Source organism: Candidatus Avelusimicrobium fimicolum, from assembly GCF_021632165.1.
Classification (GTDB): domain Bacteria; phylum Elusimicrobiota; class Elusimicrobia; order Elusimicrobiales; family Elusimicrobiaceae; genus Avelusimicrobium; species Avelusimicrobium fimicola.
This window is the reverse complement of the sequence record NZ_JAJWTS010000002.1, coordinates 98,269-120,416: the sequence shown is the minus strand read 5'-3', so window position 1 is coordinate 120,416 and position 22,148 is coordinate 98,269. Positions and strand designations below refer to the sequence as shown.

Sequence of the window (22,148 nt, the reverse complement as noted above, 5' to 3'; positions counted from 1 at the left end):
GGGGCTTTTTTGTGGGTTATTCGCCGGAATAAGAGGCAAAAGAGCCAAAGTAAATATCTGCCCGCAGATTTTGCTCGTGGCAATATTGGGTAATTTCTTTGGCGAGTTTCGTCCAATAAGACGTATCTTGCTTTATATAAATATCTCCCATCAGCGGTAAAGCGTCGGGGTAGTGTCCCTCTACGAAATCTAAGACCTTGCTCTGAAATGCCGGGCGCATATTTAAACTGTCAAACCCATAACGGTTTGTATAAGGTTTTGTAAGATTTATAATTTTCTTCCAGTCCGTAATGCCGGGAAATAACGGCGCCACCATTACGGCGGTGGAAATGCCGGCCTCGTGCAATATTTTTAAGGCATTTATTTTGTCCTGTACGGACGAGGCTCTTGGTTCGGCGGCTTGCCGGAAGGAGTCGTCTGCCGAAGAAAAGGAAAATGCTACTTCACATTGGTACATTTGCTTAAATAAATCAATGTCCCGCACCGCCAGGGCCGATTTGGTAAGGATATGCACCTTGGCTTGGCAATAGACGAGTTGCTTTAACAATTTGCGGGTAAGTCCGTATTCTTTTTCATAGGCATTATACGGGTCCGTTACCGAACTTAACATTACGTTGGTGCGAAAGAGTTTTGCAGGCTTTAAGGGCGTCTCACATTGTTTGACGTCCAGAAATTCACCCCACTCCTCGCTGTGCCCGCTAAATTTGCGCATATATTCCGCATAACAATAAATACATTTGTGCGGGCAACCGACGTATGGGTTTATAACATAATCAAAGCCGGCGATTTTAGATTTAGAAAGGAGCGTTTTAACGGGTGTCGTATCAAGGCGTATCATAGCGTGTTCTCCCTGGCGAAATATTTTTATATAGTGTACAATATCTACAAGGAGAACGAAATGCTACCGGCTACTTTGCATACTTGGTGGAATAAGATAAAGCATTTTTTTGACTTTGCCGCGCGCCGCCGTGCCTTGTACGAACAATGGGACAGGCTTGCTTCCAACGGCGACGAAGAAGCCCGCTACCGCCTGTTGATGCTCTACCAGGAGGAAGGACGCGAATATTATCCCTTGGCCTTTAAATGGACGGTGGTAATGGCTAACAAAGGCGAGGACTGCGGGGTAATGTTACAAGCGGCAGAAATGTACCAGGCCGGCGATGGTGTGCCCAAGGACGATTCTAAGGCGCTTTTGTGGTTTGAGCGCGCACTCTCTATGCACATTGTGCAGGGCAAAAATTCTCCGCTGTCTGTGGATGCGTCCAACTATATCCAAGAACGTATCCAAACGCTGCGCCGCAATCTGGAACACTAAGGTTTGCCCAACTCCCTGTTTTTTATTTATGATATACATATGCAGTACAAAAGGCTTTTGATACCCTTTTTAATGACGGCAGGGCTTTTGATTGTGCCTGCCGGGCCGCTGTGTGCCTTTTTTCCGTTTTCGTTTGGCAAAGAGGAAATCAAAACCGATTATTCTCAAACGGTGTGGGACCGTATGATGTTGGAGCAATCGGCGGCGGATATGCGGCGCGGTATGGACGAAATGAGCCGGGCGCGCTATAAGGAGGCCACAGACAGTTTTGCGCGCGCGGTCATCAAAAATGCCAAATCGCCTTTGCCGTATTTACTATTGGGGGCTTCTCTTTATTGGAGCGGAAAGGTGGAGGATGCTGTCAGCGAATATAAGGAAGCACAGCGGTTAGACCCTAAAAACCCGCTGTCTTACCAGTTGCTTGGCATTGCCGCCGGGTGGAAAGGGGATGTAAAACAAGCGCAGGAATATTTTTTGCAGGCCAATTCGCTAGATGAAAATAAAGCCGATACGCATATGAATTTAGGCTCCACCTATGCGGTGGAACGAAACTGGGAAAAGGCCTTGGAACATTTCCGCCGGGCGGTGGAACTGGCCCCGCAAGAACCTCTGTACCATTACCAGTTGGGTACGCTTTACGAAAGTATGGGCCGGGACGAACAGGCCGAAGAATCTTTTAAAAAAGCCTTGCGCTTATTTCCATTATATGAGGACGCGCAGTTAAGTTTAGGGGCCTTAGAAGAAAAATTAAACCGTCCGCAAGAAGCCTTAAAATATTACAAAAAGGCAGTGCATACAAAACCCGGTGATTATGTGGCGCGGTTGCGCTATGCGTTTTTATTGGATAAGCAAGGGAATAAAAAAAAGGCGCGCGAGGTGCTGGCAGAGGCTTTTTCCATTACCCGCTTTAAATCGGAGGGGCTTGCGCTAAATGCGGTGTACCGTGCAAGTGGCCGCTCGGCAGAGGACTTTAAAGAGCGGATTGAAGATTTTAAAAAGGGACTTGAAAAGGTTTCTGCTTCCAAGGCGGTAAACATAGAGGTCTCTTTGGAGTATAACCCTGTTTCTTCCGCCCACAAAAATACAACCCGCCGCGGGCAAACTTTTGAACAGGCTTATCAAACTCTGCGCCCGGAAAATGCCGCGCAGGACGGCCTTGCGCCCCGCGCTTTTAAGCGTATGTTTACACTGCCGGAAACTACCGCGGAGGAACGCCAGCAGCAAATAGATAATTTAATTTCAGGGTTGGAACAGGCTGTTTTAGCGGGGAGCGGAAAGTATAATGTTAATTTGTCTATGCAAGGAAGGACGGTGGATTTTGCTTCGCCCTCGGCATTGACGCAAAATAATTTAACCGCCCCCAAGGCTGTGTATGACCCGCGCATCGTGGGCAACGATATGGGCTTGTGGGTGATGGGGCGGACTTGGATTTTTTTTGTAGAGGACGCGGTGGCGGAATTGCAGGACTCCTTGTCCGTGTGTGCGCCGGATAACCTATGCGAACTGCTAATGGGTGTGGCCGCCTTGGCGCGCGGAAACAGCGGCGAGGCCGCGCAAGCCTTTTTGGCGGCGCAAAACAAAAACCCGCAAGATGTGCTTTCGTGGCTGGGGTTAGGTACGGCTGCCGTGGTGGCCGGGCAGGATGATGAAGCCCGCACCCATTACGAACGTGCCTTGCGTTTGGAGCCTAAGAATAAAATAGCCGTACGGAATTTAAAGGTATTGGCGGAGTGATATGCAAAAATACGGACAACATTTTTTAATTAACGAGAACGTAATCAACCAAATTATAGATGCGGCCCTCCTGTTAAAAAGCGAAAACCTGGTGGAAATCGGCCCGGGCAAAGGGGCGCTTACCGCACGCTTAATTGACCGGGGAAGCAGAAATTTTACCGTAGTGGAAATTGATCCTGAAATGGAAAAATATTTGCGGAAAAATTTACCAGAATCTGCGGGCGTAAAAATTTTGAGACAGAATTTTTTACAGGCAGATTTAGAAAAACTGGCTCCGCGCCCTACGCTGTTTGTTAGCAATTTGCCCTATATTGATGCGGCAGATATTTTGGATAAAGTGCTCTCTTGCCCGCATTTCCAGACGGCGGTATTTATGTTCCAAAAAGAGCAGGCACAGCGTATCCGTGCCCGTGCGGGCGAACAGGGCTATGGCCCCTTGTCTGTTTTCAGCCAGTTGCGTGCGCAGATTAGTCCTATTTGCAAGGCGGGCCGCGGCTGCTTTAATCCGCCGCCCAAGGTGGAAAGTATGGTGCTCGCGTTTATGCGCTTGAACAATAGCCCGGTGCCAAGTGAAAAATGGACGTCTTTTAACAAATTAGTTACCGCCGCTTTTTTGCACAAGCGCAAAACCTTGTTTAATTCCTGGTCGTTGGCGGGGTATGATAAACAAAAGATAACAACGGTGTTAGCCGACTGCAAGGTAAAACCCACGGCACGGCCCGAGGAAATTTCGCCCGGTAAATATGTGGAGTTGTGGCAAAAACTTTGCTGCTTGTAAAAAATATCCCGCCGTCAGCGGGATATTTTTTCGTCTGCCAATCGGTATTCTAAAATTTTTTCACGGGGGGAAAACGGGCGGATATAATTTAAGCCTAGTCGGGTAATGGCTGTTTGAACGAGCGTATATTCTTCTGTTTGTATGGGCGCGTAAAAGCGGCCTGCCCGCAACAAGGCTTCCAACGGCGCAAGGCCAATAAGTTCACTCCCCGTTACGGATAATCCCAGTTTTCCGGCTTCTTGTCTGCACGCTTCAAAGACCTCAGCCATACCTGTTTTGTAAAAGTCGGTTAAGTTAAAGGATACCTGTGCCGCTTGGTAACCGGGCATCAGCCAGCCGATGGCTTTTACGGCTTTCAGCCCGCCGTTTTTCTCGCGCAGAAGCGAGGCGATTTGTTTGGCGGGGGCTATATCGGAAGTATTTAAAGAAATATTGTACGCAAGCAAAAAATTGCGCGCGCCAATGACACTTGCTCCTGTTTTAGCGACACTTTCCGTGTAAGTTTGCGGACCTAAATCGGGGGGAAGTTCTTGCAGTTTTTTAGGCAGACTTTCATATTCTCCCCGGCGTAAAAAAGCCAGATTTTGGCGTTCGGGCGTGGGAGCATTTTCCTCATAAAAGTAAACGGGAATATTTAATTTTGCCACCTGCTGCCCAAGTTGGCGGGCTTCGGCGGCGGCTTCGGCCAGGGTCATATCGGCAATCGGCACAAACGGGCATACGTCCACCGCCCCCAAACGCGGGTGCGCCCCGTGGTGTGTGCGCATATCCAACAGTTCGCGAGTGGCTTTAAAAAGTTCCAGCGCACTTTTTCGCACCTCTTGCGCTTCGCCCGCTAACGTCAGTACGGTGCGGTTTGCGTCCGCGTTGGAATCTACGTTTAGCACCTTGGCTCGCGAAACATCAGCCACTCTCCGGACGATAGCATTTATCACGTCCGTGCGGCGACCTTCGGAAAAGTTTGGAACGGCCTCCATTAATTTCATAAAATAATTATACCCCTTTTAGTGCGCGGAAAAAATATTTAAGAATATTTGCACCATTTTTCCTAATTTATAGTATAATAATTGTAGGTACTTATTAAGTTTAAGTACCCGTAAATTATAAAAGGAAGTAACAAGTAAAATGCCTAAAGGAAAAGTTAAATGGTTTAACGACCAGAAAGGTTACGGCTTCGTAACCCCCGAAGATGGTTCTAAAGATCTCTTTGTACACTATCAGGAAATTCAGGGCGACGGTTTCAAAACCTTGGCCGAAGGTCAAGAAGTTGAATTCGAAGTCGTGGAATCCGAAAAAGGCCCGAAAGCCGTTAAAGTCGTCAAACTGTAATTTTTTGAAAGACTTTATAAACCCCGCGGCCGTAAGGTTGCGGGGTTTTTTGTGCCCTTACGGCAGTATTTTGGAGTGTGTTGTAAAATGAAAAAGATGTATAAACAAGCCTCGCTGGGCGAGTTGTGGTATTTATCATACCCGCTTATTGTAACGATGGCCGCGCAGGTAATTATGCAGTTTGCGGACAGGATGTTTTTATCCTGGCACTCGCACGAGGCTTTGGCCGCCTGTGTGCCCGCCGGCGTATTGGCGATGACGTTTGCCTCTATGTTTATGGGGCTAGCCAGTTATACGAGCGTTTTTATTTCGCAATATTATGCCAAAAAGAAATATGCTTCTGTTACGATATCCTTGTGGCAGGGCATTTTGCTGGCGGTGCTGTCCTCTGTGTTGCTGGCGGCTCTTACCCCGCTGGGTATAGGCCTGATTAATTCCTTCGGGCACGATATGTCTGTGCGCGGGTTGGAAATAAAATATTTTAGTTTATTAAACTTGTTTAGCGGCCTGACGGTGATTAACAGCGCGCTGGCCAGTTTTTTTAGCGGGCGCGGGCAAACCAAAGTGCCGATGTGGGCCTCTCTGGCCGGTAACGTCGTAAATATTGTGCTGGATTATATTATGATTTTCGGCAAGTTGGGGTTCCCCGAAATGGGCATTGTCGGTGCGGCGTGGGCGACGATTATCGGCTGCGGTGCTATGACGATTATTTATGCCACGCTTATTTGTGCGGGGCGCGTGCGGCGCGAGTTTAAAATCCGCCGTCTGGCCGGGTTTTATAAGCCTGTTTTTGCGCGGTTGGTACGCTTTGGCCTGCCCAACGGCTTTGGCTTTTTGATGGACATTTTGTCCTTTACGCTCTTTACGTTTATGGTGGGGAGTATTGACGTTCTGTCGCTAGAAGCGAGCAATATTGTAATGTCTATGCAGCCCGTAGTGTTTATGGTAATTTTGGGGCTGGGGATGGGTATCCAAATTTTGGCGAGCAAATACCAGGGATTAAAACGCCCGGATTTGACGTTGAAAGTGCTTAAAAACGCGTGCAAATTGGGATATCTGTATGCAGGCACGGTGGGGGTAGTGTTCTTCTTTTTTGCTCCGGTTTTTGTCGGGTTATTTGTCCCGGCGGGTTCACCCAATGCGGCGGAGATTACCGCCAAAACTTATCCGCTGATGAAACTGATGAGTTGCTTTGTGCTTTTTGATGCCACTTATCTTATTTTTGGCGAAACTTTGCGCGGCGCGGGCGATACCAAGTTTTATATGTTGGTAATGCTCTTTTGCGCGTGGGGGCTGCTTATCCCCGGGACGTGGCTGATTGTGTATAAGTGGCAGTTGTCTGTCTTCTGGGTATGGAGTTGGCTGACATTTTATGCCGCGCTGACGGCTGTACTGATGGTGTGGCGCGTGTGGCAAGGCAAATGGAAAACCATTAGCGTAACCGGAAATTAGAAGGAAACTCTTTTTGCGGAAAAACTAAAAATTGCCGTCCTTGCTCTGTTGTAAAAGGCGCAGGGACGGCAATTTTTATAAGTAAAATAGTTATGTTGGCGGGTTGTAGTGCTTATGGGAAACCGGAACAATCATTAGTTTCAAAAAGGGCGATTGTTTTTAGTTTACTCCGGCAGTGCGAGTAAATGCTTAATAATATCCTCGTGAATACGAAAAAGAGCTTCGTCCTTGGAGGCCAAATTGTTGGCCATTAATGCAAAAGCGATTATACGGCCGTCCTTATCGTGCGTATAACCCGCCAAGGCTTTTACTCCGTCAATCGTGCCTCCTTTTACACGCACTTCCTGCACCTTCTTTTTCGGTTTTAAAAAACGGCGCAAAAGAAGTAAATCTCCGCGGTCGTCCGGCGTTGCTAATGAATTATAATAATAGGGGAAATTGGGGCTTTTTGCCATAAATAAAAGCGTGTTTACCAGCGTCCTCGGCGTGAGCATATTATCGCGCGACAGGCCGCTCCCGTCATACAAAACCGCCGTTTTTTCGTCCGCTAAATGATTCTTTTTGAGGAACGCATACAGTTCGTTTAATCCGTTTTGCACGCTGCCTTTTTTCCCGGCGTGTAAGGCTAAATTTCGCAAAAGCATTTCGGCATACAGGTTAAAACTCCGCTTGTTTACAATAATCACAATGTCTTTCAATTCGGGTGATTCGTAGGTGTCCAGCAATTGCATTTGGGTATAATCTGGGCCGGTTTGCGTGGCAGACGGCCGTCCGCCAACGGCTATACCTTCGGCACGCAAGGCATTGTGCAAGGCTTCGGCCGCAAACTGCGCCGGATTGGGTAAGGCCGCTTTAATGGAAAATCCCATAAAATTAGTAGGAATTGTGCCGTAGAGTTCCATTTCGTACTGGTTGGGGGCGCCGTAAGCATAGGCATTGTCTTTTTTGGTTTTGCCGTCGGTAGTTACAAAACTTTTTAGGGTGAGGCCCGGCACTTGCGGAACCGTTTTTTGCACTTCGGCGGGTTTATCCGCGCGGGGCTGTGGTTTAAAGTGGATTTCAAAAGAATTGTCGTTAAAGCACAGCGGACTGGCGGGTGCGGCATAATAATTGCCGATATTTTCCCAGTTGACTTTGTTGGGAATAGACGGCCCTTCAAAGGCGGATTCGTCAGCGATAATGCTGCCTTCCACACGCGTGATACCTGCCCGTTTGACGGCGCGCGCCCAACGGGCGGCCACATCTTGCCACGTTTCTCCACCGGTTACGCGGGTGGAGCCCAAGGTGGGGTCGGCGCCGCCTTGCAGATACAGGTTTCCGTTCAATATCCCGCGCTCATCAGGCCTATGTTGTGCATATAATCTTGTTTGAAAGCGGTGGTGCGGCCCCAGCATTTCCAAGGCGGCGGCGGTAGTTAAAAGTTTTAAGGTAGAGGCCGGAGTAAAGCGGGCATCTGCCTGAACGGAAAAAATTTCCGCATTGTCATAGGCGGCGTAACCACCCCACCAAGCCCCGTTCAAAACAGGGTGTTGCAATCTCGCCTGCACATAAGTTTGCAAATTTTGCGCGCCGGAGAAAAGCGGGAAAAAGAGAAAAATAAGTAAGTAAAAATATTTCATATCTTAATATAGGATATCAAAATTAGCCCGTCTGCGCAGGGTTGAAAAATTGCTACAATAAAAAAATGAAAAATAAAATAATCCTTTTGTTTGCTGTGTTTTTATTTGGCGTGAGCGCTTGGGCGGATGAGCGGATTACGCGCTTTAACTCTACGGCTTGGGTAAATACCAATGCCACCGTGCGGATAGAGGAAGAAATTTCCGTCGTGGCGGAACACCGCCAAATCCGCCGCGGCATCTACCGCGAGTTGCCTTCTTCACGCAAAAATCCCGTACAAATAGAATCTTTGACAATGGACGGAGTACCGCACCCGTATTTCACCGAGCGTGCGGATAAAAACCTGCGCATAAATTTTGGTGATGATAATTATATTGCGCCCGGCCCGCATACCTACCGCTTGGTTTATTCTATGGCTAATGTGATTCGCTTTTTTGACGGGTATGACGAATTTTATTGGAACGTGACCGGGAACGGGTGGAACTTTCCCATAGAGACGGCGGCGTTTTCGCTCCACTTACCCCCAGGCGCACAGGTGGACGAGGACCGCATTTCCCTATATACAGGTGCTTATGGCAGCCGGAAAAATGAGGCAACGGGGAACTTTGAAAACCTTTCCTTTTGGACGACCCGCCCTTTGCCGCCTTATAATGGTTTTACCGTGGCGGTGCCGTTTGCCAAGGGGCTTATTATGTCTCCCGTCAAAACGTGGAAGGATATTTTACTGGACCCGTATGGCTGGGGCGCAGTGGGCTTGCTGTTGGTTTTGCTTTGGGTATATTATTTATGGGCGTGGAACCGCGTAGGCAGGGACCCGCAGGCGCGCGTGCTGCGGCAGTTTACGCCGCCCGAAGGGCTTTCCCCGGCGCAGGTGGGGTATGTGTACCGCTATGGGAAAATGGACAATTTGTTCCCGGTGGTACTGGTCAGTCTGGCGGTGAAAGGTGTAATAAAAATACAGGAAAAAAAGGACTTTTTTGCGCGTGAATATACACTGAAACGTTTGGTATTTTCGCAGGAAGAAATGCCTGTTTTGGCAGAAGAAGAAACGGCTGTTTTCAACACATTGTTCCCCGGCAAACAAAAATCTGTGCCCATCAGCCAGGACTTTCAGAGAACCTTTGTAAAAGCGGGAAAAGAACTGCAAGAAAAATTAAAAGCGGTAAAGGTACAGTATTTTTCCGAAAATCTGCTGTGGACGATTCCTACTTATTTGGTTTTTGGATATTTTGCGTACTTGTTGCTTGACCTGGGCGGGATGGATTTGTTGCTTCCGATTGCGTTTTTTATGATGTTGGCTATATGGGTGCCGCTGGCTGCTTTAAAAAACTGGTTTATGATGCTTTATGCCGGTGTTTTTGTCTTGTTTGTTGCGCCTATGTTTTTTTCTGCTTTGCGGGAAATTGAGGCTTTCCCTGTGCTTGTAGGTGTGGTGGTTGTGGGTGTTTCTGGCTCTTTTTTTACTTGGTGGATTAAAGCCTATACGCGTGTGGGGCGGCAAAAAATGGACCAAATAGAGGGCTTTAAAGAATATCTAAAAATCGGTGAAGGGGGAAGAGTGGCCGCCTCCAATCCGACTGATGCGGAAAAAATATTTTGCGATTATTTACCCTATGCCTATGCACTGGGCGTGGAAAAGAAATGGATTTCCTATTTTGAACGCACCTTATCTGCCGAAATGGTTGAAAAGACCGTCCGCTCGCGTGGGCTGTATCTGCACGATATGGGCGGATTGGGGGCGTTGTCGTCCTCTCTGGGAGGGGCTATGTCTTCGTCCGGCAGCGGCTCTGGCGGTGGCGGATTTTCCGGCGGCGGTTGTGGGGGCGGTGGCGGAGGAGGACGGTAATAAAAAGGGCCGTTTATGGTTTATGAACAGGTATGGGAAATTTCTAAAAAACCCCGCAGTAAGCGGGGTTTTTTACGTTACTAAAATCAGTTAAACCACGGATACCATTTATCGCGGTCGCGGATGTTTATCAGCAGGGAAACCGCTAATAAATCACGCGCGTTAATGGCTTGCGGTTTGTCTATGTTGCAGACAAAACTGTCAAACGGAGTGTGTGTATTTTGCAGGGAACCTTGCGCATCCATCGCGCCGTTTATCACATAATCTGCACGCAAGACGCCCCACAAATGCCCGAACAGTTTGCGTAAAAGGGCTCTAAGTGCGCTAGGCTCTGCCAAGTGTGCTAATGCTGCCCCTTCGCGCGTAAACAACCGCCAATCCCGGCGGAAAGAAAAGCGCTTGCGGGTAACGACCAGTACATCTTTGGAGCGGGCAAAATAAATCTCGTACCGCTCGTTTTTCAGCCCGAAACCTTTTTGCAAAATAATGGCGGCTTTTTGGCCCTTGCGGTCAAAAAGTGTAATTTCGCGCAGGACCAACTGGGACCATACCAACCCGCAAAAAAACACAATCCCGCCCAACGGAATAACGAGCGAGCAGGCCGAGTAAATCGTGTTATACACAAAGTTGGAAACGGGAAGCACGTTCGTTTGTTCGCACAGCCCGGCAACAGCCAGCACCGCAAAGGATAGCACAATTAAGGCCAGCCCGGAGAATAAAAATAAACTATCCCACCGCGAGGACAGTGAAATAAGCGTGTTGCCTTGGTTGTCTTTTGCGCGGAAAATGAGCGAAGGCGTACCGTACAGGCGTTTGAACCAAATGGGGTAAAGTGAGTTGGGGTTGGCGGGGGGCAAATGAACCCCTTTACGCAGAAACGGACGTACGCAGCCGCTGCCTATAAGAAGAAAAATAAATAAAACTCCCAATACCGCTAATATGTCAAACCCGCGGCCCAATTGGCGCACATACGGCGGCATATTTTTAGATAACAGCGTTTTGCCTTTTAAAGAGATTAATACCTTTTTGAGTTTGGCAGTGAAAGAGACCTCCGGCTTTTTGGCCTTAACGGGGGCAGGCTCTTGCGGGGCCGTTTCCTCCACCGGGGCGACGAAAGTTTCTTCTAATGTTTCCTCGTGTACGGCGGGTAATGCCGTAATGTCGTAGGCTCGGGGATCCTTTATATCTATTTCCAAGGGCTTTGTCACAGACTTTTCAACAGGGGAAATAAACGAAAACACCAGGTCCGTTTCCGCATAAGTAAGTTCCTTGGCTAAAATGGAATAGGCCTTGGAGTCAATCAAAAAATAGCCTGCGCTAAAATCATTTTTGGGTGTAAAAAAACTGATGTAAAAAAACGGGTCGCCGGTGGAAAATTCAATGCGTTTAATTTCTTCCCCGGTGTAGGAATTTTCTACTACTTTCATTTTTTTGCTTTTTACATCGGCCAAATCCGCGTTTATTTTTTGTTCAATGCAGGTTTCTGTGGTGCAGGGAACACTTTTAATATCCAAACGGGAAGAGCCTTTTTGCAAGGAAAGAACCGTGGCGGCGGGCGTGTTTTGCACCTGTTTCCAACCCGCAGGCATATCCAGTGTAAACGCACCGTCCTTAGACGTAAACACCTCCGCCTGCAACGCGAACGGAACGCACGCTAAAAGTGCGCCCAGCAGAAATTTTTTTAAAAACGCATATTGTGGCATACTTCCATTATTATATTATATTCTGGCGCGGTTTTACCGCAATATTCTCCTACGCGCGCGGAAACTAATAATTGTGAACGGGCTGTAAAATTGTTATGATATCTGTATAGAGGTTTTGGAGGGATGTATAATGGCTGAAAGTATTGTAACGGCGGACCGCTTTTCCGCACTTAAAAAATTAATGCAAGAAAACAACTTGGACGGCCTGGTTGTTACCAACAATTTAGACCAATTTTATTTGAGCAATTTCTTCTTTTACCCAAATGAATCTGTTTTTTTAATTCATCCAAAAGGCATTGTGTGTTTTACGCGCGAACTGTATGTGGAGCCGTTTAGCAAGTTTGCCCCGTATATGGAAGTTATCGGCGGGGAAAACCGTGTGGCCGCTACGGTTGCGAAAGTAAAAGAATTGGGGCTTAAAAATGTAGGTTTTGATGCGGAAAAGGAATCGTTTTTAAACGGTGAGTTAATGTTAAAAAACGGTTTGGTGCAACAACCCAGTTTTATTACCGAACTGCGCAAAACCAAGGATGAAGCAGAGTTGAAAGTAATGCGCGAATCCAACCGTATTGCTTACTTGGCGTATGAATACATTTTGCCGCGCGTAAAAACGGGTATGACCGAGTGCGAAGTGGCCGCGGAAATGGAAAAATTTATGCGCGGGCACGGTGCCACCTCCACTTCGTTTAATACAATTGTGGCCTTTGGCGCAAACTCCGCCAACCCGCACCACGAAACCGGCGATACAAAACTCAAAGAAGAAGACGCTGTTTTGGTTGATTTTGGTTGTTTGTATAAGGGCTATTGCTCGGATATGACGCGCAGTTGGTGGCACGGCAACAATGAGCCGGCCGAATACAAGAAAATTTGGGAAATCACCGATACCGCCCGCAAAACGGGTATCCAAAAAGTAGGCATCGGCATAGCGTGCAAGGCGGTGGACGGAGCCTCCCGCGCGGTAATTGAAGCCGCCGGATACGGCCCGTATTTTACGCACGGCACGGGGCACGGCGTGGGGTTGGAAATCCACGAGGAACCGTACAACGCGCAACACTCTGACGCTATTTTAAAAGAAGGAAATATTGTAACCGTGGAACCGGGCATTTATTTGCCGGGCAAATATGGTGTGCGCTTGGAAGATACTGTGGCAGTAACCAAAACCGGCGCTGAAATTTTAACGAAGAAATAATATGGCAGCCAAAGATTTTTCCCAAGAACGGATGTGCGATTTCCGCCGCGTGCTCAAACAGGCGGGGGTGGACGGTTATTTAACCGCTGACCCGTTGGAGCAACGCTATTTGTCCGGCATTGAACTTTCCGCCGGGGAAGCCGTCTTTTTGGTTACACCCAACAAGGCTTGGTGCGTAACCAAACAGTTAATTGCCAGCAAAATGGTTCCCGCCGCCAAATTTTTAAAAACGGTTATCGTTCCTTTTGGCGGAATGCTGGACGGAGCATTAGCCGAAATCAAAAAGCACGGGTTAAATACCGTAGCCTTTGATCCGGCCTTGGTGGACTTGGCGACAGGGCAGAAACTTTTGGACAGCGGCCTTTGCCGTGCCGAGGGGCTGATTGGCGAAATGCGCTTTAAAAAGTATGATGACGAAATCACCCGCATAAAGAAAGCCTGCAAAATAGCCGCCCAAGCATTTGACGAAGTTTTTCCGCAGATTAAAACCGGTATGACCGAAGATGAGGTGCGGATTTTAATGGCGGTGGCGATGATTAGCCGCGGGGCAGATTCTATACCCTTTAACATTGTGTGTTTTGGCGAAAATACGGCTGATGCCCACCATACCGCCAGTAAAACGCGCAAGTTGAAGGCGGAGGAACCCGTGTTAATGGACTTCGGCTGTTTTTACGAAGGGTACTGCTCGGATATGACGCGCAGTTGGTGGCACGGCAAGAAAGAGCCGGCTGAATACAAAAAGATTTGGAACATTGTGGACAAAGCCCGTACGGCAGGTGTAAAAGCCTTGCGCCCCGGGGTGGCCGCGGGAGATATTGACCGCGCCGCCCGCAGCGTAATAGAAGCCGCCGGGTATGGGAAGGAATTTTTCCACACTACGGGCCACGCGATTGGCCTGGTGGTGCACGACCGTCCGATTTTGCGCTCCGGCGCGCCGGATGAGTTGGAGGAAAACTTTGTAGTAACCGTGGAGCCCGGCATTTATTTTGACGGGCGCTGGGGTATCCGCTTGGAAGACAGTTATCTGCTTACCAAGGACGGTTCCAAAAAATTGACGCACAAATAGATTCTTGGGCTTTGGCCCGAAAAGAGGTAATAAAAATGCTTAGTACGACAGAATTTCGTGAAGGTCTTATTTTTGAAGACGAAAACGGTCAGTTGGTAGAAATTATTGAATTTCAGCACCACCGCAAAAGCCAGGCCCGCGCCGTCGTTCGTGTGAAATTGCGCAATATTCACACCGGGTCCGTGATTGAAACGGCCTACCGCCCCGAAGACAAATTCAAAGAAGTGGAAGTTGAAAAACGCCCCTTCCAATATTTGTACACCAATGGCGATATGGCTACCTTTATGAACGCGGAAACCTACGACCAAATTGAAGTGCCCCTTAAAAAATTGGGCGATTTGAGCAAATATTTAAAAGATAATATGGATGCTATCGGCATTTATATTAACAACCAACTTTTTAATGTGGAACTGCCGATTAAAGTACCGCTTAAAATTGCTTCCACCGTTCCTGGTGTAAAGGGCGACACCGTCGCTAACACCACCAAGGAAGCCACCTTGGAAACCGGCGCTGTAATCAAAGTGCCGCTTTTCATCAACGAAGGCGATACCGTGTTGGTGGATACCCGCACCGGCAACTACGTTGAACGCGTGGCGGCCTAATGTTTTATAAGCGCATAGTCCTGTTGGGGCTGTGTTTGTGGTCCTATCCGGGGCTATGCGCTTTTACCTTGCAGTACGGTTCTTTGTTTAAGGTGGCAGATATTACTCTTAGCCAAGAGGGTAAACCGGTTCTGCCGCTTGCCCGCGGAAAATATGCCAATATCCGCGTGCTTACCAAAGATACATTTGAGATGTTAAAAAAGTGTCCGGCCTCTTGCCGACAAACGGCAGATAAAGGCGAAATTTCCATACACGGGTTCCGCCCGGCCAAAACTCGCCCCGGTATGTGGATTGCCGAGGTGGCTTATGATGAAAAATGGCTGGTTACTTTTTTAATATTTCAAAATAAGGAAGGTTTTGGCGTAGTTGCGTCGGAGCATTTTGTATTTTTGGATAAAACATTACGAGCGCGTACCGAACAGTTGTTATCGGCCCGCGCACAGGAAGAAAAATGAAGTGCGTATTAAAACGCACCGGCGAAACGCTGGCGCAAGAAATAGAAATGGCAAATTCGTATTGGACCCGCCTAAAAGGTTTGATGTTCCGGCGGGGGCTTTCGTTGGGCAAAGGGCTTTTGCTGGACCCTTGTCCGCAGATACACACTTGCTTTATGCGCTTTGCGATAGATGCCGTATTTTTTGATAAAAACGGGCGCGTGTTGTATGTGGCGGAGCAAATGAAGCCGTGGCGTTTTAGCCGTTTTGTGCGCGGTTCGCGCTATACGTTGGAACTGGCGGGCGGCACACTTGCCGGGCGGGTAAAATCCGGCGACGAAGTGGCGCTTATCAAATAACGATTTTAATTTTTATATAGAGGTTACAAATGAAAGTAAAGCAACTGGTTTTGGTTTTGACGGCGTTGTTTCTATGCGCTCCGGGCGTGTTTGCCCGCAATATTTGGGACGATTTCGGCGCGAATGTAACCCAGCAAAATGTCCGTGCTTTTACGAAGGACTTGGGCGGCATTATCGGCTCGGGCACTTATACTACGGGCCGTATTTTGGGATGGGGGGGATTTCAAATCGGCCCCCGTGCCAGTATGGTTTTTAAAATGAGTAAAGGTAACGGTGAGGATCGTGCCACCCAACAGCATACCGCCTTGGGTGACCGCGACGAAGTGGGAGCGGTGGAATACCCGTGGTTGCAGGCGGATATCGGTATGCCGTTTCGTATTGACGGGTTTATCCGCGCGAGCAGTTACCAAGGTTTGACGATTGCCGGCGGCGGTCTGCGCTGGGGGATTACCCGCCCGAACGAAATGTTAGGCTCCTTTCAACCTATGTTGGTGGTAGCGGCCCATAGCGCGAGCGCGCGTGATTTTTCTGCCGCGCATTATAATGCCAGTTTGGTGCTGTCTATGAAGTTTAAATATTTTGTGCCGTATGTGGGCGGCGGGGTAGATTATACCACGCTTAATATTAACCAGGCTATGCTGGCCCCCGAACTTATTGGCACGCACGAACACGCCGCCACGGCGCGCGCTACGGCGGGTTTTAACTTTAAATTGCCGTCGTACTTGGATTTAAGTTTGGCCGCTAACTATGCCTATTACGGTTTAGGCGCGGAAGCGTCCTTGTCCTTGCGGTTTTAGTTTTAACCAAAAAATATTTTTTTATAAATAGGGTGGCGAGAGCCGCCTTTTTTAATCCTTTTTTGTAGTCAACAAAAATTATTTTTTCTTGTAATATATTCACAAGGGGGGAACTTTTATGAAGAATATTCCTGTGGCTTCGGCCATAGAACTTAAAGACCAAGTATCGTACCAGCCCGGGCAGATTGTCAGCAAAACCTTGGTGCAAAACGGCGCGGTAAGCATTACGCTGTTTGCCTTTGATAAGGGCGAAGAAATCAGCACGCACGAATCGGGCGGCGACGCCTTGGTATTGTGCCTGGACGGCAAAGGCGAGGTAACCATAGACGGCGTAAAGCACGAACTGTCGGCAGGGGAAGCAATTTTAATGCCGGCCCGCCACCCGCACGCGGTGTATGGCAAAGAACAGTTTAAAATGATGCTAACCGTTGTTTTTTAAGATATAAAAAACCCCGCTTTTAAGCGGGGTTTTTCTCTGGCAAGTTATAATTACTTGTAGTAAATTTCCTTTTTGGTTTTGTTGGCGGTTTCTTGCCCGGCGACGGCTTCTAGCACCGCAAAGGCAAAGTCTATCGTGGCGGCCGCGCTCTTGCCCGTAACAATATTTCCGTCCGTTACGGCATAATCGTCGTGATAAATACCGCCGAAGTCCTCGTTCATAGAGGTAAAGCAAGTATAATTTTTGCCTTTTAAATATCCTGCGTGGCCCAGTAAGGTGGGGCCTGCACAAATGGCGGCTACTACTTTGCCTGCTTCTATAAAAGTTTTAATCAGAGCCTGTACGGCGGGGCTTGCTTCCAAGGCTTTGTATTCCGGCCCGCCGGGAATAACCAGGGCCGCATAGGCGTCCGCATTTAGTTGGGAAAACAGATTCAATTTTGTACAGGTAAGGCCAAATCGTCCGGTGGCATCTTGGTCAAGCAAGGAATAAATATCCACACTCAGCCCGCCCCGGCGCAAAATAGCGTAAGTGCCTACTGCTTCAATTTCTTCAAATCCGTCTGTTAAAATCATACAAACTTTTTTCATTTATTCTTCCTCCGTGCGCGGGGCATATGGTTCAAAAACCCCGTCAAAAAGTATTTCTTCGGCCAGTCTGGCCGCATCGGCAATACACCCTTGGCAACTGCGCAAGACCTTGCCCGATTCTATTCCTTTTAATTCGCGGCAGACGGTTGAGCCGTTCCACTCCTTAAAGCGGGTCATAAGTTGTTGTCCTAGTTTTATGGTGCTTCCGCGGCCCGAACGGTCGTTCGGGTTTCCGTTGCTGTTTTTTAGTCCGGCTAGTATGAGCAAGCCGCACAAGGCCCCGCAGGTGGCCCCGCTGGCCGCAATTCCGGCGCCAAAGGCTTCCAACGCGCGCAGGGCATCAGCCTCGCTCATATTTAGCAGCCCGCAATAAGTGCAAGCCACCGCTTGTGCGCAGTTATAGCCGCGCTTGTGGAGAGCGGTGGCTTCTTGTACGCGAGATTTTAACATTGTAAAAATTCCTCCTGATAAAACAGCCCCGTTTGCACGGGGCTTTAAATTAGTTTGCCGCTTTTTGAAGGGCACTTACTTTATCCGTCTTTTCCCACGGCAATTCTTTGCGGCCAAAGTGTCCGAAAGATGCCGTTTGCAGGTAAATAGGATTGCGTAGTTTGAAATATTCAATAATGCCGCGCGGGGTCATCGGGAAAATCTTGCGCGCAATTTGCGCCAGTTTTTCGTCGGGCAGAACGCCTGTGCCGTCCGTATCTACATAAAAGCCGACGGGTTCATCGCGTCCGATAGCGTACGCGATTTGTACCGTGCATTCTTTGGCAAGTTTAGCGGCTACAATATTTTTGGCAATGTAGCGCGCCATATATGCTGCGGAGCGGTCCACCTTGGTCGGGTCCTTGCCGGAGAAGGCTCCTCCTCCGTGCGGACAGCGGCCGCCGTAGGTATCCACGATAATTTTACGCCCGGTAAGCCCGGTGTCGGACTGGGGCCCGCCGATAACAAATTTTCCTGTCGGGTTGATATAGATTTTAGTATCTTTATCAATCCATTTTTTAACAGCCGGAATAATGGCCGCGGCTTCAATTTCTTTTTTAGATTTTTCGGTAATTTTACTGCCTGTTCTATCCAAAATATCTTCGGTATGTTGGGTGGAAACCACTACTGTATCCACGCGCACGGGCTTGCCGTCCACATATTCCACCGTTACCTGGCTTTTTGCATCCGGGCCTAAATAGGGGAGCATTTTCGTTCGGCGTGCTTTTTCCAAATTCTTTAAGATTTCGTGCGAAAGCACCAAAGACAATGGCATATATTCCATCGTTTCGTCCACGGCATAACCCACCATTAAGCCCTGGTCTCCCGCACCGCCTACGTCAACCCCTTGGCTGATGTCGGGCGATTGCTTGCCGATGACGTTAATTACGGCGCAGGTTTTGTAGTTAAAACCGTATTTGGCGTCGTCGTAACCGATATTTTTTATTACGTCGCGCGCAATTTGTTCCACATCTACCCAAGTGCGGGTGGTAATTTCGCCGCCGACAATCACAAGTCCCCTCGTAATATATGTTTCGCACGCGACGCGGGCCGTTTTGTCTTTCTTTAAAATTTCATCTAAAATCGCATCAGAAATTTGGTCGCAGACCTTGTCCGGATGTCCCTTGGAAACGGATTCAGACGTAAAATAACATTTGCCTTGTTTAATCATACTACGGCTCCTAGATACAAATTTGAGGGGTATTAAATATATTATAGCACTTTGGAAAATCTGCGTGGAGATAAGCCTGTTTCCCGTGGCTTTTTGGGGGGAAAACATTTTGTTGTCGGCGCGCAGGGTTTGGGGAAGATTGCAAAAGCAATCGTCATCCCCGAGGGTTTGGCGGCCCGCAGGGTTCGGAAATCTGTCGTTTGTCTTTGTCGTTTATTGATTGGCCGTTAACGGGTCTAAAAGACCCGTATAAAAGAGTTCTTCCGTCTGGGTCCAAAAAAGGCTTGACTCGTTTTTTTTTGATACAGTACCATTACGGTCCGGGGAGGGTTATATAAAAACTCCTACAGTCGCCCAAACCGGGCCGTACACAAGAGAAAGTGAAAAAGGAGAAGAAAAATGATTAAGAATAATAACAAAGGTTTCACGCTCATTGAGTTATTAGTGGTCGTGTTAATCTTGGGCATTTTGGCTGCAATGGCAATGCCGCAGTACTTCAAAGCGGTGGAACGCTCCCGTATGAGCGAAGCCGTTTCCTTGATGAGTAATATTGCTTCTGCACAACAGCGCAAATATTTACAAATCAATAAATATACCACCGCCTATACGGGATTAGATGTTTCTCCAAAAGGGGCTACTGGTTCTCTTTACTACACAAAAGGTAGTTCGGGTAATGGCTTTAAGATTCAATTGTCTGCGGCTGATGCTTATAATACCGGAAATGTAGTTTCCACCCGTCAAAACGGCGGCGGCGGTTTGCAGTATAATTATGTCTTGTCCCGCTATTATGCTAATGATGGTACTTCTTGCAGAGGAACGGATGCAAATGGTAAGGCTCTCTGTGCTGACTTCTGCGGTGTTGATGCCTATACGAAAGAATGTTGCAGTGATGCGAGCGTAGCCACTGGCGATGGAACGGATTCCACTATGGCAACATTTGGCGCAGGTTCTTGTGCAGTCCCTTCTGCTGTTGGTTCTGGTCTGTAATTTAGTAAAACTCGTTTCAGGCCGCTCTTTCCGCTGTTTGGAAAGGGCGGTTTTTAATGGGGGGAAAATACATAAGTTTATTTTGTATTGTCATTCCAGGGCCCGCATACAAGCGGGAACCTGGAATCCAGAAATAAAATAAGGAGTTTTTCTAATAAACAGACTGGATCCCGGGTCCACGCCCGGGATGACAATTAGAAAGAGTGTTATCCCAGAGGGGAGCAGGCGGCCCGCAAGGACCCGGCGCGGAGCGTTCCCGGCTCCGTGGTTATCAAAAAGTATAAAAATCCTCTGCGCAGACCGACAAAAACAAATTGGAATTTGCTACACTTATATATATGAGAGTATTCTTTTTGTTACTGGCTTCTTTGTTCATTGCCGCGTGCGGCGGATATCAAACCGTTTCCATAACGCTGCCCGACGGGTTTGTGGTAAATGCCCTCGTGGCGGACACCCCGCAAAAGCAAGAAAAGGGGCTGATGTTTGTAAAAGATTTGCCCGAAAACAAAGGGATGCTCTTTGTCTTTAACCAAGAGGAAGAACAGGCCTTTTGGATGAAGAACACGCTGATAGATTTGGATATTATTTTTATCGGCGCAGATAAAAAAGTAAATTCCGTAGAGCCGGAAGTTCCTCACTCCTATACTTATACGCCCGATGACGAGGTGGCCTACTCCCTCGGTTATGGACAATATGTGTTGGAACTGGCCTCCAAAACCGCCGCCAAACACGGCGTAACCGCCGGAGCGCCTTTGGGCTTTACTGTGCCGGATAAAAAATGAAGCGCATTGTGCTTTGCTTACTGATTATCTTTTATTCACTAGCCGGACACGCGCAACAAATGCCTGACTGGACGCCCCTCAATGCCGAAGCCAAGCGTCATTTAATCAATCTGTTAAATATTGATACTTCTCTGCCGGAGCCGGACGAACTGGCCGCCGCGCGTTATATTTATAAAGAATTTAATAAACACGGTATAGATTGGGATATTTTTATTCCGCGCCAAGGGCGCGCCAATCTAATGGCCCGCATTAAGGGGAAAGACCCCGCTAAAAAACCCTTGCTGCTCATTTCGCATTTAGATACCGCCCCCGCGGCTGAGGGGTGGAGTTTCCCGCCTTTCAAAGCCACCGTGGAAAACGGAAAGATTTACGGGCTTGGTGCTACTGATGCCAAAAATTATACAGCCGCTTATTTGGCACTTTTTACTTGGTTAAAAGACCAAAAGACCTTGCCCGAGCGGGACCTGATTTTTTTGGCTACGTCCGGTGAGGAATCCGGCAGTGCCACCGGGCTGTTGTGGCTGGGCGGAGAGCATTGGGATAAAATTAAACCCGGGTTTGCACTAAATGAGGGGGGCGGCATTATAAAAAATAAAGACGGAAAGGATATTGTATTTGCTGAAGCCTCAACCAAAATGTATATGGATATTAAGGTTACTGCTTTTGGTACGGGGGTGCATTCCTCTATGCCCGTAAATGATAACGCGGTTTATCTTTTGTCTCAGGCACTTGCTAAAATTGCGGCTTACAATCCTCCCGCTAAATTAACGCCCACCGCCAGAACTTTTTTTAAAGCCATTAAACCGCTTTTGGACGAAGATGCCCAAACCACTATCGGCTTTTTGCTGTCCGGCAACCTTCAAAACCGCCAATCAGCCGCTGATGTAATGGCATTAGACCCCTTTTTTAGAACGCAGTTAAAAGATACGCTGAACCCAACTGTTTTATCCGCCAGCAAGGATACCGGCTCCACCAGCGGTGAGGCTTCCGCCATTTTAAACGTCCGCCTGTTGCCCGGTTCGGACCCGGATGAGTTTTTTGAAAATCTGACTAAATTATTTTCGCCTGATGAGCCTATTTCATTGGAAATTATGGAACGCCCGCAACTGCCGTTCCCGACCCCTATGGACGGAACAGACCCGTTGTTTGCGTCCATAGAAAAAACCGCCAAAAAACTGGTGCCGGATTCTATTACCGTGCCCGGTATGAGCCCCGCTTCGGGTGATAACGAGTTTTTGCGTAAATTGGGCGTGATTACCTACGGTTTGGGGCCGGATATGGACCCGCTGTCCGAAAATACAGCGCACGGGGCAGACGAATTTATCAGCGAAAAAGATTTTTTCCACCAGTTGCAGTTTATTGCGGGTGTCGTGTTTGACTTCGCCTACGGCAAGGACTTATTGCCGCTTACCCCGCAGACCGCCCCGGCTCCCGCCGTAGAAAAAACCGCAGAGTGATTTTATTTTACT

Annotated in this window: 23 protein-coding genes; 16 read left to right on the top strand and 7 right to left on the bottom strand. The window is 48.2% G+C overall.

The window, feature by feature from the left end; genetic code table 11:
• Positions 1-16: 16 nt before the first annotated feature.
• The gene (locus ACQY2K_RS01900; protein WP_428040535.1) at positions 17-838 is read right to left on the bottom strand and encodes a radical SAM protein; all 822 of its coding nucleotides are present in this window, start codon (positions 836-838) and stop codon (positions 17-19) included.
• Between the two features lie 60 nt (positions 839-898).
• Between ACQY2K_RS01900 and ACQY2K_RS01895 the strand changes: the two genes are divergently transcribed.
• Genes ACQY2K_RS01895 through rsmA form a run of 3 tightly spaced genes read left to right on the top strand, consistent with a single transcriptional unit; the run spans position 899 to position 3,827 of the window.
• On the top strand, positions 899-1,315 hold the full coding sequence (locus ACQY2K_RS01895; protein ID WP_428039981.1) for a hypothetical protein: 417 nt from the start codon (positions 899-901) through the stop codon (positions 1,313-1,315).
• 39 nt (positions 1,316-1,354) lie between these two features.
• The gene (locus ACQY2K_RS01890; protein ID WP_428040534.1) at positions 1,355-3,049 is read left to right on the top strand and encodes a tetratricopeptide repeat protein; all 1,695 of its coding nucleotides are present in this window, start codon (positions 1,355-1,357) and stop codon (positions 3,047-3,049) included.
• Position 3,050: 1 nt separating this feature from the next.
• Complete coding sequence (rsmA, locus tag ACQY2K_RS01885) at positions 3,051-3,827, top strand: 16S rRNA (adenine(1518)-N(6)/adenine(1519)-N(6))-dimethyltransferase RsmA (RefSeq protein ID WP_428040533.1); 777 nt, start codon at positions 3,051-3,053, stop codon at positions 3,825-3,827.
• A 14-nt stretch (positions 3,828-3,841) separates the two neighbouring features.
• Here the strand turns inward: rsmA and ftcD are convergent, their stop codons facing one another.
• Positions 3,842-4,813, bottom strand: a complete 972-nt coding sequence (ftcD, locus tag ACQY2K_RS01880) for a glutamate formimidoyltransferase (RefSeq protein WP_428040532.1) — start codon at positions 4,811-4,813, stop codon at positions 3,842-3,844.
• 139 nt (positions 4,814-4,952) lie between these two features.
• Here ftcD and ACQY2K_RS01875 point away from each other — a divergent pair, with 139 nt between their 5' ends.
• Together ACQY2K_RS01875 and ACQY2K_RS01870 are read left to right on the top strand one after the other, a co-directional pair.
• A complete protein-coding gene (locus tag ACQY2K_RS01875; RefSeq protein WP_087288232.1) occupies positions 4,953-5,156 on the top strand; it encodes a cold shock domain-containing protein in 204 nt (67 codons plus the stop codon).
• 87 nt (positions 5,157-5,243) lie between these two features.
• Positions 5,244-6,608 (top strand): MATE family efflux transporter, encoded by a 1,365-nt coding sequence (locus ACQY2K_RS01870; protein WP_428040531.1) that lies wholly within the window; start codon positions 5,244-5,246, stop codon positions 6,606-6,608.
• 164 nt (positions 6,609-6,772) lie between these two features.
• On the opposite strand, the gene dacB is transcribed toward ACQY2K_RS01870, so the two are convergent.
• Positions 6,773-8,227 carry a D-alanyl-D-alanine carboxypeptidase/D-alanyl-D-alanine endopeptidase gene (gene dacB, locus ACQY2K_RS01865; protein ID WP_428040530.1) on the bottom strand — a complete coding sequence of 485 codons (1,455 nt, stop codon included), beginning with the start codon at positions 8,225-8,227 and terminating at the stop codon, positions 6,773-6,775.
• Between the two features lie 65 nt (positions 8,228-8,292).
• On the opposite strand from dacB, the gene ACQY2K_RS01860 reads away from it, so the two are divergent.
• Positions 8,293-10,071 carry a DUF2207 domain-containing protein gene (locus tag ACQY2K_RS01860; protein ID WP_428040529.1) on the top strand — a complete coding sequence of 593 codons (1,779 nt, stop codon included), beginning with the start codon at positions 8,293-8,295 and terminating at the stop codon, positions 10,069-10,071.
• 86 nt (positions 10,072-10,157) lie between these two features.
• Here ACQY2K_RS01860 and ACQY2K_RS01855 read toward each other — a convergent pair whose 3' ends face one another.
• On the bottom strand, positions 10,158-11,774 hold the full coding sequence (locus ACQY2K_RS01855) for a hypothetical protein (RefSeq protein WP_428040528.1): 1,617 nt from the start codon (positions 11,772-11,774) through the stop codon (positions 10,158-10,160).
• 130 nt (positions 11,775-11,904) lie between these two features.
• On the opposite strand from ACQY2K_RS01855, the gene ACQY2K_RS01850 reads away from it, so the two are divergent.
• From ACQY2K_RS01850 to ACQY2K_RS01820, 7 genes are all read left to right on the top strand, one after another.
• A complete protein-coding gene (locus ACQY2K_RS01850) occupies positions 11,905-12,963 on the top strand; it encodes a M24 family metallopeptidase (protein WP_428040527.1) in 1,059 nt (352 codons plus the stop codon).
• A gap of 1 nt (position 12,964) precedes the next feature.
• The gene (locus ACQY2K_RS01845) at positions 12,965-14,029 is read left to right on the top strand and encodes a M24 family metallopeptidase (protein ID WP_428040526.1); all 1,065 of its coding nucleotides are present in this window, start codon (positions 12,965-12,967) and stop codon (positions 14,027-14,029) included.
• A gap of 35 nt (positions 14,030-14,064) precedes the next feature.
• Positions 14,065-14,631: an elongation factor P gene (gene efp, locus ACQY2K_RS01840; protein WP_177746246.1), complete on the top strand. Its 567-nt coding sequence runs from the start codon at positions 14,065-14,067 to the stop codon at positions 14,629-14,631.
• Positions 14,631-15,086: a hypothetical protein gene (locus ACQY2K_RS01835; RefSeq protein WP_428040525.1), complete on the top strand. Its 456-nt coding sequence runs from the start codon at positions 14,631-14,633 to the stop codon at positions 15,084-15,086. Before efp ends, ACQY2K_RS01835 begins: the two co-directional genes overlap by 1 nt.
• On the top strand, positions 15,083-15,424 hold the full coding sequence (locus ACQY2K_RS01830) for a DUF192 domain-containing protein (protein ID WP_428040524.1): 342 nt from the start codon (positions 15,083-15,085) through the stop codon (positions 15,422-15,424). Before ACQY2K_RS01835 ends, ACQY2K_RS01830 begins: the two co-directional genes overlap by 4 nt.
• A gap of 29 nt (positions 15,425-15,453) precedes the next feature.
• Positions 15,454-16,221 (top strand): hypothetical protein, encoded by a 768-nt coding sequence (locus ACQY2K_RS01825; RefSeq protein ID WP_428040523.1) that lies wholly within the window; start codon positions 15,454-15,456, stop codon positions 16,219-16,221.
• A gap of 118 nt (positions 16,222-16,339) precedes the next feature.
• Entirely contained in the window at positions 16,340-16,660 is a 321-nt protein-coding gene (locus tag ACQY2K_RS01820; protein WP_177746239.1) for a cupin domain-containing protein, read from the top strand.
• Between the two features lie 50 nt (positions 16,661-16,710).
• Here ACQY2K_RS01820 and ACQY2K_RS01815 read toward each other — a convergent pair whose 3' ends face one another.
• From ACQY2K_RS01815 to metK, 3 genes are read right to left on the bottom strand one after another with little or no spacing between them, the layout of a single operon-like run.
• Positions 16,711-17,250: a DJ-1/PfpI family protein gene (locus tag ACQY2K_RS01815; RefSeq protein ID WP_428040522.1), complete on the bottom strand. Its 540-nt coding sequence runs from the start codon at positions 17,248-17,250 to the stop codon at positions 16,711-16,713.
• Positions 17,251-17,700, bottom strand: a complete 450-nt coding sequence (locus ACQY2K_RS01810; protein WP_428040521.1) for a C-GCAxxG-C-C family protein — start codon at positions 17,698-17,700, stop codon at positions 17,251-17,253.
• Positions 17,701-17,749: 49 nt separating this feature from the next.
• Positions 17,750-18,910 carry a methionine adenosyltransferase gene (metK, locus tag ACQY2K_RS01805; protein WP_428039967.1) on the bottom strand — a complete coding sequence of 387 codons (1,161 nt, stop codon included), beginning with the start codon at positions 18,908-18,910 and terminating at the stop codon, positions 17,750-17,752.
• Positions 18,911-19,309: 399 nt separating this feature from the next.
• Here metK and ACQY2K_RS01800 point away from each other — a divergent pair, with 399 nt between their 5' ends.
• The 3 genes from ACQY2K_RS01800 (at position 19,310) to ACQY2K_RS01790 (ending at position 22,136) form a co-directional block, all read left to right on the top strand.
• Entirely contained in the window at positions 19,310-19,897 is a 588-nt protein-coding gene (locus ACQY2K_RS01800) for a type IV pilin protein (RefSeq protein ID WP_428040520.1), read from the top strand.
• Between the two features lie 338 nt (positions 19,898-20,235).
• On the top strand, positions 20,236-20,679 hold the full coding sequence (locus tag ACQY2K_RS01795; RefSeq protein WP_428040519.1) for a DUF192 domain-containing protein: 444 nt from the start codon (positions 20,236-20,238) through the stop codon (positions 20,677-20,679).
• Positions 20,676-22,136 carry a M20/M25/M40 family metallo-hydrolase gene (locus ACQY2K_RS01790; RefSeq protein ID WP_428040518.1) on the top strand — a complete coding sequence of 487 codons (1,461 nt, stop codon included), beginning with the start codon at positions 20,676-20,678 and terminating at the stop codon, positions 22,134-22,136. The genes ACQY2K_RS01795 and ACQY2K_RS01790 overlap by 4 nt, the downstream gene beginning before the upstream one ends.
• The last annotated feature ends 12 nt before the right edge of the window (positions 22,137-22,148 follow it).

Bases quoted from the DNA above. Each gene is read 5' to 3' on its own strand.
- ACQY2K_RS01850 (WP_428040527.1), top strand. From the start codon at position 11,905: ATGGCTGAAAGTATTGTAACGGCGGACCGCTTTTCCGCACTTAAAAAA.
- ACQY2K_RS01845 (WP_428040526.1), top strand. From the start codon at position 12,965: ATGGCAGCCAAAGATTTTTCCCAAGAACGGATGTGCGATTTCCGCCGC.
- ACQY2K_RS01835 (WP_428040525.1), top strand. From the start codon at position 14,631: ATGTTTTATAAGCGCATAGTCCTGTTGGGGCTGTGTTTGTGGTCCTAT.
- ACQY2K_RS01830 (WP_428040524.1), top strand. From the start codon at position 15,083: ATGAAGTGCGTATTAAAACGCACCGGCGAAACGCTGGCGCAAGAAATA.
- dacB (WP_428040530.1), bottom strand. From the start codon at position 8,227: ATGAAATATTTTTACTTACTTATTTTTCTCTTTTTCCCGCTTTTCTCC.
- rsmA (WP_428040533.1), top strand. From the start codon at position 3,051: ATGCAAAAATACGGACAACATTTTTTAATTAACGAGAACGTAATCAAC.
- metK (WP_428039967.1), bottom strand. From the start codon at position 18,910: ATGATTAAACAAGGCAAATGTTATTTTACGTCTGAATCCGTTTCCAAG.
- ACQY2K_RS01810 (WP_428040521.1), bottom strand. From the start codon at position 17,700: ATGTTAAAATCTCGCGTACAAGAAGCCACCGCTCTCCACAAGCGCGGC.
- ftcD (WP_428040532.1), bottom strand. From the start codon at position 4,813: ATGAAATTAATGGAGGCCGTTCCAAACTTTTCCGAAGGTCGCCGCACG.
- ACQY2K_RS01825 (WP_428040523.1), top strand. From the start codon at position 15,454: ATGAAAGTAAAGCAACTGGTTTTGGTTTTGACGGCGTTGTTTCTATGC.
- ACQY2K_RS01820 (WP_177746239.1), top strand. From the start codon at position 16,340: ATGAAGAATATTCCTGTGGCTTCGGCCATAGAACTTAAAGACCAAGTA.
- ACQY2K_RS01815 (WP_428040522.1), bottom strand. From the start codon at position 17,250: ATGAAAAAAGTTTGTATGATTTTAACAGACGGATTTGAAGAAATTGAA.
- ACQY2K_RS01875 (WP_087288232.1), top strand. From the start codon at position 4,953: ATGCCTAAAGGAAAAGTTAAATGGTTTAACGACCAGAAAGGTTACGGC.
- ACQY2K_RS01900 (WP_428040535.1), bottom strand. From the start codon at position 838: ATGATACGCCTTGATACGACACCCGTTAAAACGCTCCTTTCTAAATCT.
- ACQY2K_RS01795 (WP_428040519.1), top strand. From the start codon at position 20,236: ATGAGAGTATTCTTTTTGTTACTGGCTTCTTTGTTCATTGCCGCGTGC.
- ACQY2K_RS01860 (WP_428040529.1), top strand. From the start codon at position 8,293: ATGAAAAATAAAATAATCCTTTTGTTTGCTGTGTTTTTATTTGGCGTG.
- ACQY2K_RS01870 (WP_428040531.1), top strand. From the start codon at position 5,244: ATGAAAAAGATGTATAAACAAGCCTCGCTGGGCGAGTTGTGGTATTTA.
- ACQY2K_RS01790 (WP_428040518.1), top strand. From the start codon at position 20,676: ATGAAGCGCATTGTGCTTTGCTTACTGATTATCTTTTATTCACTAGCC.
- ACQY2K_RS01890 (WP_428040534.1), top strand. From the start codon at position 1,355: ATGCAGTACAAAAGGCTTTTGATACCCTTTTTAATGACGGCAGGGCTT.
- ACQY2K_RS01855 (WP_428040528.1), bottom strand. From the start codon at position 11,774: ATGCCACAATATGCGTTTTTAAAAAAATTTCTGCTGGGCGCACTTTTA.
- ACQY2K_RS01895 (WP_428039981.1), top strand. From the start codon at position 899: ATGCTACCGGCTACTTTGCATACTTGGTGGAATAAGATAAAGCATTTT.
- ACQY2K_RS01800 (WP_428040520.1), top strand. From the start codon at position 19,310: ATGATTAAGAATAATAACAAAGGTTTCACGCTCATTGAGTTATTAGTG.
- efp (WP_177746246.1), top strand. From the start codon at position 14,065: ATGCTTAGTACGACAGAATTTCGTGAAGGTCTTATTTTTGAAGACGAA.